Below are 9172 nucleotides of genomic sequence, written 5' to 3'. Positions count from 1 at the left end.
AGGGTAGCCCGACTGTCGATCAGTCGCTTGGCAAGCCGTGGCTGGCCAGGTGCATGGTCAGCCGCTCGTGCAGTTGTTCCAGGTGCGGCAGGCTCATCTGGTGGCGTGCCGCCGCCGCGCAGGCATAACCCAGCAGGTAGCTGATTTCGGTACGCCGACCGTGGGCGACATCCTGGTACATGGAGGAGTAGTTCGCGGCCGTGGCCTGTATCACTCGCTGCACTTCAGCGTGCAGGTCCTCGGCGGCCGCTGGCTGGCCGCAGCACTCCAGCAGTTCCGTCAGTTCGGCGCAGAGGGTGGCCACTTCGCAATGATGCTCGAGCAGGCCACCGTTGCGGCAGCCGTAGAGCACCGTCAACGGGTTGATGGCGCAGTTCAGCGCCAGCTTGCGCCACAGCCGGGTCAGGATCCGGGTGTTCCATTCGTGGGGAATGCCCGCCCGGGTCAGGTCTTCCAGCCACAGGGGCGGCTCGGGGTGGGCCGCATCGCCGAGCCAGGTGAAGCCATGGCCGGCGAACACCACCCGCCAGTCTTCCTCGCGAAACGCGCCTTCGGTGCTGGAGGCGAAGAGGCAACGGACGCCCGGAGCCAGCGCCGCCACCGCATCCTGGCTGCCGAGACCGTTCTGCAGCAGGATCAGCTCGGCATTGTCGCTCAGGCGCGGGAGCAGCCGGGCCACCGCGGCTGGCGCGTCGTAGGCCTTGCAGGCGACCAGCAGGCGGGTGATGGGTTCGTTGGCGTCGCCGGTCTCGGCGGGAATGGCGAACGACTGTGCCTGGCCCTGTTCCACTAGGGTCAGGCCGCCGCTGGCCTCGTAGGCTGCCAGACGGGCCGGGTCGCGCAGGATCAGCCTGACCGGCAGCCCCGCCCGTGCCAGGCGTGCGGCCCACAGGCTGCCCAGGCTGCCGGCACCGAGGACATGCCAGGGGCTGCCCATCAGTCGCGGGCCGGCAGGCGCTTGGCGCTGACTACGCCGTCGGCATAGGACTGCGCCAGCAGTTGCGCGGCTTCATCGAACAGGGTCTGCTGGTCCAGGGGCAGGCACTTGCTGTCCAGGCCCACCAGGCTGATGCCGGCCTTCAGCTCGACCGGCCCCTCGTTGGTCATGAACGGCTTGAGATTCAGGCCGTCATACAGGCGCTTGAAGCTGCTCGGGGCGCAATCGCGCAGGTCGGGCGGCATGGTCATGAGCACGAAATGCTGGTCATCCAGGCGTGCCAGCACATCCAGCGGCCGCACCAGCTGCTGCAGGCGGCGGGCGATGCCTTGCAGCAGCTCGTCGTAGAAGTCGATGCCATACTCGCGCTGCAGCTCGCCCGCCTGCTGGACACCGATCAGCAGGTAACAGATGGCACCGCCACGGGCCTGCACCTGGCGCAGGCTGTCGGTCAGCTTCTGGCGCAGGTAGCGGGAGTTGCCCAGGCCCGTCAGGGAGTCGACGAGGTTGCGCTGTTCGAGGCTGGCAATGTTCTGGCGCAGCAGGCGGTTTTCCTGGCGCAGGCGCTGCAGGGTGCTGCACTGGCGATCGGCAGCCAGTACGCGGGTCAACAACAGGCGCTCGATATCTTCCGGGGCGATCAGGTCGTCGATGTCGTTGGGCGAAGCATCATCGAGCAGAGCGAGCGGCGCTTGCGAACTGATCAGCAACACATAGGTGTAGTGATCGTTCATCTCGTCGCGCTGCCTGACCTTTTCCGCCAGCTTCAGCCCGGACTCGCCGGCGCAGACCACCACGCTGGCGGCACGCTGGTCGATCTGTTCCAGGGCCAGGATCGCGTCGTTGGCCTGGCGTATGTCCTGATATCCCGCACGCTGGAGGCTGCTGCCAAAGGCGCTGCTCACCAGATGATCATCACTCACCAGCAAAATGCTCAGGTCCGGGTTAGGCATGGGGGGCTCTTAAGTGAATGAGTGGGAGGAAGAACCGTTATAATGCTGGCGGATCTTAACCGTCAAACCCGGCGCGCTCCATCGGTATCGGGCGCGCCAAGATTAAATTTGGAGAAATCGCATGCCGTCGTTCGACGTGGTATCCGAACTGGACAAACACGAAGTCACCAACGCCGTCGAGAACGCCGTCAAGGAGCTGGACCGCCGTTATGACCTCAAGGGCAAGGGCTCCTTCGAGTTCAAGGACAAGGAACAGACCGTCAGCATGACGGCCGAGGCCGAGTTCCAGCTGGAGGCGATGCTGGAGATCCTGCGCATGGCTCTGGTCAAGCGCAAGATCGATGTGAAATGCCTGGAGGTCAAGGATGCCTACGCTTCCGGCAAGGTGATGAAGCAGGAAGCGACCTTCAAGGAAGGCATCGACAAGGAGATGGCGAAGAAGATCGTCGCGCACATCAAGGATTCCAAGCTGAAGGTGCAGGCGGCCATCCAGGGTGAGCAGGTCCGCGTCACCGGCAAGAAGCGTGACGACCTGCAGGAAGCCATTGCCAACCTGCGGGCCAAGGAATTCGACCTGCCGCTGCAATTCAACAACTTCCGCGACTGATACGGTCCGCCAGGGAACCTCTGGAAGTTATCGGCGTCGGAGGGCCCAGGCGCGGCAGAAACGGTTGAGCCCGTGGGGTATCGATCGTTTTACCGGGCAATCGCACGATAACAGGAGAGAACAATGGATCTGAACGCGGAAATGGATCATCTCATCAAGGCTTCCCAGGCCTGGATACCGATGATCATGGAGTACGGCAGCCGGGTGCTGCTGGCGATCGTCACCCTGGCCGTGGGCTGGTGGCTGATCAACAAGCTGACCGCCAAACTGGGCAAGCTGCTGGCCTTGCGCAATGCGGATCTGGCGTTGCAGGGCTTCATCAGCAGTCTCTCGAACATCGCCCTCAAGGTCATGCTCAGTATCAGTGTGGCGTCGATGATCGGCGTGGCGACCACGTCGTTCGTGGCCGCGATCGGTGCCGCGGGCCTGGCCATCGGCCTGGCGTTGCAGGGCAGCCTGGCGAACTTCGCCGGTGGGGTGCTGATCCTGATGTTCCGGCCGTTCCGCATCGGTGACACGATCACCGCGCAAGGCATTACCGGTACCGTCGACAACATCCAGATCTTCCACACCATCCTGCGCACCGGCGACAACCAGACGGTGATCATGCCCAACGGCAACCTGTCGAACGGCATCATCACCAACATCAACCGCCAGGCCACGCGCAAGGTGGTGTTCGATGTGGGCGTGGATTACGAAGCCGATCTGCAGAAGGCCCGCGAAGTGTTGCTGGAGCTGGCCAAGGACGAGCGCGTGCTCGCCGACCCGGCGCCGGCGGCGGTGGTCTCGGCGTTGGGCGACAGTTCTATCACCGTTTCCCTGCGGGTGTGGACGAAGACCTCCGATTACTGGGACCTGATGTTCAAGTTCAATGAACATGCACGGGATCGCCTCAAGGAAGCCGGAATCGATATTCCGTTTCCACAGCGGGTCATTCGGGTGATGCAGGAAACGCCGGTTAAATAAGCTGGCCCATATCTGCGCGAGCAGTCCGGTATCAATGAAAGGGACCCCAGGAGGGTCCCTTTTTATTGTTAGCATTTTAATGAAGGCTTCGGGTGGTGTAGTTCCAGCTGGCGCCGAGTGGTATGAGGGAAGACAAGTACCGGAAACAGCTGTGCATTCAATGAGTTGTTTTTGTTAGCTGGCTATTCAGTAGTTAGCGATGGTTTTCTTTTCCACAGGCAATAAAAAGGCCCATCACGAGGATGGGCCTTTCTTCAAGCGAGTATCGCTGATTACTTCTTGGCGATAGCCATCAGGTCGAGTGGGTACTCGGTGATCAGGCGGAACTCGTTGATGTTGCCTTCAGCCTGGTCGGCGTTGCCACGATGCCAGGCTTGGCGAGCGCGGAAGGACAGATCCTTGAGCGGGCCATTCTGAACTACGTACTTGGCTTCCAGGTTGATTTCGTTGTGGTGACCGTCTTCGCCGTAGCCATAAGCACGGTATGGGCTGTCAGCGGCCATTTTGGTGCCGTCGATGCCTTCACCGTGGACGTAACGGGTCATGAAGCTCAGGCCAGGAACGCCGTACTCGGCCATCTTCAGGTCGTAACGAGCCTGGACGGAGCGCTCTTCCGGACCGTTGAAGTCGGAGTACTGAATCGAGTTCGCCAGGAAGATCGAGTCGCCGCCGCGGTTGTTGTTACCCACACCGACGTAGTCGAATGGCGTATCGCCGTGGACTTTCTGGTAGGCCAGGGTAAAGGTGTGCGCCTTCAGGAAGGAGTACGCGGCTGCCAGCGAGTAGGTGGTGTTGTCGATCTTGCCTGCTTTGGCGGAACCGGTGTCGGTGGTGCGGTACAGGTTGAAGTCGAAGTTCAGGGACTGGTCGCTAGCCAACGGAAGGGTGTAGTTCGCGTTGGTGTAGTACTGGTTCCAGGTGTCCTTGAACTTGGCACCGTACAGGGAAACGGTCAGGTTCTCGTTGATCCCGTACTTGCCACCTACGTAGTCGGCTGCAGAAACCTCGGTACCGGCATACTGGGTCCAGAGGCGACCGTCCATTGCGGTTTTATCCTGGCTGCTGGCTGCGTAGAAGTGGCCTGCTTCCAGGTCCAGATCCTTGATCTCGCTGCTCTGCAGTTGGAAACCACGAGCGGTCTGTTGGAACAGACGGCTGCCGCCCACTGCGAATACTGGAGCGGTGCTAGGCTGTTGGTCACCGAATTTCAGTTCGGTTTTGGATACGCGAACAGCGACGGCTGCGCCGGCTTTGCCGAAGCTGCTGTTGTTGTCGCCATTGGCGGAACGGCTGATGTTGCCCGAACCCGACTCCGAGTCTTTACCGCTCAGCAGGTAGCCGGCGTCGCCGAAGCCTTCAACTTTCACACCGACAGTACCCTGGGTGTAACCAGAGCTGAATTTGCCCAGGAAGCCTTGGGTCCAGTCTTCCTGGTCGTTGGCACCGGCCTTGCGGTCACGGTTGAAGTAGTAGTTCTTCAGAACCACACCTGCCGAAGCGCCTTCAACGAAACCCTTGGCATCGGCCTGGTCGGTCACGAAAGGTTCAGCCATTGCCAATTGAGTGCCTGCTGCCGAAACGGCCAGGGCGATCATGCTCCACTTCATCACGCGCATCGTGATTTGCTCCTTTGGTTTTTAGGAAGAGTACTGCCGTCCCACCTGTATTTTTATCTGGGCGGCTCTTTCTTTTTGTGTCGGCGCAAACTTATATCACGCTGACAAACTTGGCGATACTTGCTCACCTATCCTTGCGGCTTCTTTACGAGCGTGTCGCAAAAAGCTCGCTCCATGTCGCAAATACACAGCCTTTTATTGGCTGTGCAACTTCAGCGCAGTTTTCGAACCCATGAGCATAGATAAGAAACACATATGTTCAAGCTCCGAACTGTCCCTGGTTGCACTGTACTGCTTTGTTACCGTGTCGCGGAGCTTCAGCGTCCGATCAGGCCCTCTGTGGCGACTGCGTCGTAACTCAATGCAACAAGCATGCACAAAGTCGAAAAATCGCCAGAAAATATTTCCCTGACTGCCTGGTCACGCTGAAACCCTTATGAAACCTGGGGGTAGCACCGTGGCTCGTGGTGCTTGACGTATTACTTTCCCTTGTGCTGCTAATCCATTGATTACCTGTAAAAAGCCAAAAGCGTTACCGGTTCACACCGTCTGTGGGGTAACCGGTGGGCAAAAGGTGCACCAAGAATAGTCGCTCTGTGTGCTTTTGGTGCAGAGCTGCCTGTAGGCTGTTGCCGATCGTACAGTCACCGTTTTCCTGTGAAAGGCTGTGCCAAGGATGGCATGGCGGATCAGGAAAGGTTTTCAGGAAAAGATGACGCTTTGATTATGCCGCAGCATTTTTTTGCTGCCGGCCGAGAACGGTGCAGGCCGGTTCCGTAATGGTGCGTGATGGTCGGGGCCCGTTCGTGGGCCGGATCATTCGCCGCTATCGGCAGCCGTACGGTGAACTGGCGGGCGAACGCGGGTATCCTGAGCGTCTTGCCTGCGGGGCGGTCGTCGTCGGACTGCCGGCCCGGGCAGGCCAATCAGTCAAGCAGGAGTGTTTACGGTGTTCGTTCTCGATTCGCGTCTTCAACAAGACACCTTGCCGATGGGCGACTTTCCGTTGTGTCGCCTGCTGTTATCCAACGATTCGAACTACCCCTGGTTCATTCTGGTGCCGCGGCGTGCGGGCATCAGCGAGGTGTTCGAGCTGGACGCAGCGGACCAGGCGCAGTTGTGGCATGAAACCGCCGCGCTGGCCCAGGCTCTCAAGCAGGCCTTCAAGGCGGACAAGATGAATGTCGCGGCCCTGGGCAACGTGGTCAGCCAGTTGCACATGCATGTCATCGTTCGTCATCGGGGCGATGCGGCCTGGCCTGCGCCAGTCTGGGGCAAGCATCCGGCCAGGCCGTATGCCGAGGCGGAGGTTGCCGCGATCCGCGAGCGGCTGGGTTCGGTACTGGCCGACGGCTTTTCCTCTGTGCAGGCGCAGTCATGAATCTGGAAGAACGTGTTACCGAGCTGGAAACCCGTCTGGCGTTCCAGGATGACACCATCCAGGCGCTCAACGATGTGCTGGTGGGGCAGCAGCGGGAAGTGGAGCGTCTGCAATTGCAGATGGCCGCCCTGATCAAGCGTCATGAGGAAATGCTGGGGCAATTCGGCATTGCCGAGGATGAGGCGCCACCGCCCCATTACTGAAGCTGGCCAGACCGGGTTGGCAGGCATGAAAAAACCGCGAGCCGTCTGACGGCATCGCGGTTTTTTTTCGAGCGGGAAAAGACTCAGCGACGCGGCGATGCCGCCACCACGTCTTCGGCCTGCAGGCCCTTGTCCCGGTTCATCACCGAGAACTCCACGCGCTGGCCTTCGACCAGGACGCGGTGGCCTTCGCCCCGAATGGCGCGAAAGTGCACGAAAATATCATCGCCGGAGTCCCGCGAGATAAAGCCGAAGCCCTTGGAGGTGTTGAACCACTTCACGGTGCCGGTATCGCGGTTGCTCATGTCGTAGTTGTGCGAAGCGGTCGATGGCGAGGACTTCTTGTAGAAACTGACCGCCAGATGCAGCAGTACGGCAATCACCGCGGCTGCCAGGCTCAGCAGTACGGCAGGCTGGCCGGCGATCATCGACAGGGGCGCGAGCAGTACCAGGATCTGCAGCACGACCGCGAGGATCAGCAGGGCGCTGACCAGGTTTTGCAGTTGATGGCGAGGACCCTTGTTCCAGTAGGGAATCACTGGCGCGAGGATCAGGTTGAGCAAGCCGAAGAATGCCAGGTACAGCGCATCGGGTTGTTGCAGGTAGGGCAGGGCTTCGGATCGCAGGCTGGGTATAAAGGAAAGCAGCAGGGCGACGGCGCCCGTTAGCAGGTGGACGATTTTCAACATTTGATTGACTCACTCAAGATTGATAACACGGAAGAGCTGGCAGCCCACGGTTCGCTTCTGACAAAAAAAGGTGAGGCGTTGGGCACGTGTTCTACCAGCCTATGCGTCGTGCCAAGGTGCGGCATGACGACACGCTATCTATTTAACAGCAAAGCCCGGGCCTTCTCAAATCAACGGCTTGAGCGGTCTTGAAGGGCTCTGGGGCGCAGTTCCCCGGTGCTGCACGGGCCGGCGAGTCTTGCTAGAGTGGTCCTACACCTTCAAGGTGTGACTTCAATCACGTCAAGGGGATGCATATGGCTATTGATATCGGTATCAGCGAAGCAGACCGCAAGTCCATCGTCGAAGGGCTCTCCCGTCTGCTGTCGGATACCTATGTGCTCTATCTGAAGACCCACAACTTCCACTGGAACGTCAGCGGCCCGATGTTTCGGACCCTGCACTTGATGTTTGAAGAGCAATACAACGAGCTGGCGCTGGCAGTGGACCTGATTGCCGAGCGGATCCGGGCGCTCGGCTTCCCGGCTCCGGGTACCTATTCGACCTATGCCCGCCTGTCTTCGATCAAGGAGGAGGAAGGGGTGCCGAGCGCCGAGGAGATGATCCGGCAGCTGGTGCAGGGGCAGGAGGCGGTGACCCGTACCGCGCGTGGCATTTTCCCGTTGCTGGACAAGGTCAGCGATGAGCCGACCGCCGACCTGCTGACCCAGCGCATGCAGGTGCATGAGAAGACCGCCTGGATGCTGCGGGCCCTGCTGGAAGACTGATACGTGGCGCACGGGTGAGCCGCCGGCTCATTCGTGCGGGCCCCGCGAAACATGCCCATGGATCAGGGCGGCAGCCATTCTTGCGGTACGGCGCCGACGTTCCTCATTTTCTGGTCGCTTCATCCTACGCAGGCCATGGTTCGGTCTGCTGGATAAGGGATTTTGCCTAATGTTTCATGTAGGTGAGATTTTCCAAGAGCGCCCTTATTCAAGGGCGTGCAGCGACGGAGTGCGAGGAAGATGGTGCAGTTGAATCAGTGTTTGGGGGACTCCGGTCTGTTTCGCAAGGCCAGGCCCGATCCCATGTTGCTGGAGTTTGATATCGGCTTGGCCAAGCCGGTTTCGCGGTCCGTTCGCCTGAACGGCTTTGCGACCTGCCTGCGCCTTGAAGAGGTGTACTGGAAAGTGCTGGCCGACATGGCCGGCATCAACAAGTGCACGGTCAATGCATTGCTGTCCAATGTCGATATGGAAGTGCATCTGCGTTATGGGGGGGTAAAGAATTTCAGTGGCCTGATACGCGTCGTCTGCATGGTGCACCTGCTGACGCTGGGCCGCTTGCAGCATTCGACCTGAAGGTGTCTCTCCCGTGCCGCCAGCCACCGGTCGTGATGGGGTAGGCGACTGGAGGGAGTGGGATGGCCGGTCATACGGCTGCAAAGCCTCGATTTAACAGATATAATCCCGCTCTTTGCTGCATGGCCCGACTCTGGGCTCGGGCAGCAGTGATGTCGTTATCTGATTGTCGAGACGCCCCATGCCCATGTACGACTACCAATGCGCTTCCTGCGGTCATCAGCTGGAAGCCATTCAGAAAATCAGCGCCCCTCCTCTGGTCGATTGCCCTGCCTGCCAGGCGCCAGAGCTGAAGAAGATGCTTTCTATGCCGGGCTTCCGCCTCAGCGGTACCGGTTGGTACGAGACCGATTTCAAGACCGGCGCCAAGAAAAACCTGGCCGGTGGCGACAAAGCCGACTGAAAATGAGCGACACGAGCGGGCTCTGACACGCCAGGGACACCGGGGTGTGCCAGACCTCCACCGAATTCGAATTA

At 59.9% G+C, this 9172-nt stretch carries 11 protein-coding genes; 7 read left to right on the top strand and 4 right to left on the bottom strand.

Going from position 1 to position 9172, the window contains the following annotated elements; translation table 11 throughout:
* Nucleotides 1–19: 19 nt before the first annotated feature.
* On the bottom strand, nucleotides 20–937 hold the full coding sequence (locus ACM62G_RS04335) for a putative 2-dehydropantoate 2-reductase (protein ID WP_419736736.1): 918 nt from the start codon (nucleotides 935–937) through the stop codon (nucleotides 20–22).
* Entirely contained in the window at nucleotides 937–1890 is a 954-nt protein-coding gene (locus ACM62G_RS04330) for a diguanylate cyclase domain-containing protein (RefSeq protein WP_054056512.1), read from the bottom strand. Before ACM62G_RS04330 ends, ACM62G_RS04335 begins: the two co-directional genes overlap by 1 nt.
* A 121-nt stretch (nucleotides 1891–2011) precedes the next feature.
* Here ACM62G_RS04330 and ACM62G_RS04325 point away from each other — a divergent pair, with 121 nt between their 5' ends.
* Together ACM62G_RS04325 and ACM62G_RS04320 are read left to right on the top strand one after the other, a co-directional pair.
* A complete protein-coding gene (locus tag ACM62G_RS04325) occupies nucleotides 2012–2497 on the top strand; it encodes a YajQ family cyclic di-GMP-binding protein (protein ID WP_054056511.1) in 486 nt (161 codons plus the stop codon).
* Between the two features lie 123 nt (nucleotides 2498–2620).
* Nucleotides 2621–3463: a mechanosensitive ion channel family protein gene (locus ACM62G_RS04320; RefSeq protein ID WP_054056510.1), complete on the top strand. Its 843-nt coding sequence runs from the start codon at nucleotides 2621–2623 to the stop codon at nucleotides 3461–3463.
* Between the two features lie 272 nt (nucleotides 3464–3735).
* Here ACM62G_RS04320 and ACM62G_RS04315 read toward each other — a convergent pair whose 3' ends face one another.
* Entirely contained in the window at nucleotides 3736–5079 is a 1344-nt protein-coding gene (locus tag ACM62G_RS04315; RefSeq protein WP_273819274.1) for an OprD family porin, read from the bottom strand.
* A 949-nt stretch (nucleotides 5080–6028) separates the two neighbouring features.
* On the opposite strand from ACM62G_RS04315, the gene ACM62G_RS04310 reads away from it, so the two are divergent.
* Nucleotides 6029–6460: an HIT domain-containing protein gene (locus ACM62G_RS04310; protein WP_419736735.1), complete on the top strand. Its 432-nt coding sequence runs from the start codon at nucleotides 6029–6031 to the stop codon at nucleotides 6458–6460.
* On the top strand, nucleotides 6457–6663 hold the full coding sequence (locus ACM62G_RS04305; protein WP_054056507.1) for a SlyX family protein: 207 nt from the start codon (nucleotides 6457–6459) through the stop codon (nucleotides 6661–6663). The genes ACM62G_RS04310 and ACM62G_RS04305 overlap by 4 nt, the downstream gene beginning before the upstream one ends.
* A gap of 83 nt (nucleotides 6664–6746) precedes the next feature.
* Here ACM62G_RS04305 and ACM62G_RS04300 read toward each other — a convergent pair whose 3' ends face one another.
* Nucleotides 6747–7352, bottom strand: a complete 606-nt coding sequence (locus ACM62G_RS04300) for a cold shock domain-containing protein membrane protein (RefSeq protein ID WP_419736734.1) — start codon at nucleotides 7350–7352, stop codon at nucleotides 6747–6749.
* A 296-nt stretch (nucleotides 7353–7648) separates the two neighbouring features.
* Between ACM62G_RS04300 and ACM62G_RS04295 the strand changes: the two genes are divergently transcribed.
* The 3 genes from ACM62G_RS04295 to ACM62G_RS04285 all read left to right on the top strand — a co-directional run bounded on the left by ACM62G_RS04295 (nucleotide 7649) and on the right by ACM62G_RS04285 (nucleotide 9098).
* Nucleotides 7649–8119: a Dps family protein gene (locus tag ACM62G_RS04295; RefSeq protein ID WP_054056505.1), complete on the top strand. Its 471-nt coding sequence runs from the start codon at nucleotides 7649–7651 to the stop codon at nucleotides 8117–8119.
* A 240-nt stretch (nucleotides 8120–8359) separates the two neighbouring features.
* On the top strand, nucleotides 8360–8695 hold the full coding sequence (locus ACM62G_RS04290) for a ribbon-helix-helix domain-containing protein (RefSeq protein ID WP_054056504.1): 336 nt from the start codon (nucleotides 8360–8362) through the stop codon (nucleotides 8693–8695).
* Between the two features lie 181 nt (nucleotides 8696–8876).
* The gene (locus tag ACM62G_RS04285) at nucleotides 8877–9098 is read left to right on the top strand and encodes an FmdB family zinc ribbon protein (RefSeq protein WP_026145498.1); all 222 of its coding nucleotides are present in this window, start codon (nucleotides 8877–8879) and stop codon (nucleotides 9096–9098) included.
* The last annotated feature ends 74 nt before the right edge of the window (nucleotides 9099–9172 follow it).

This window comes from Pseudomonas sp. COR18 (genome assembly GCF_048568395.1).
GTDB classification, from domain to species: Bacteria; Pseudomonadota; Gammaproteobacteria; order Pseudomonadales; family Pseudomonadaceae; genus Aquipseudomonas; species Aquipseudomonas fuscovaginae_B.
This window is presented reverse-complemented; position numbering and strand designations above follow the sequence as displayed.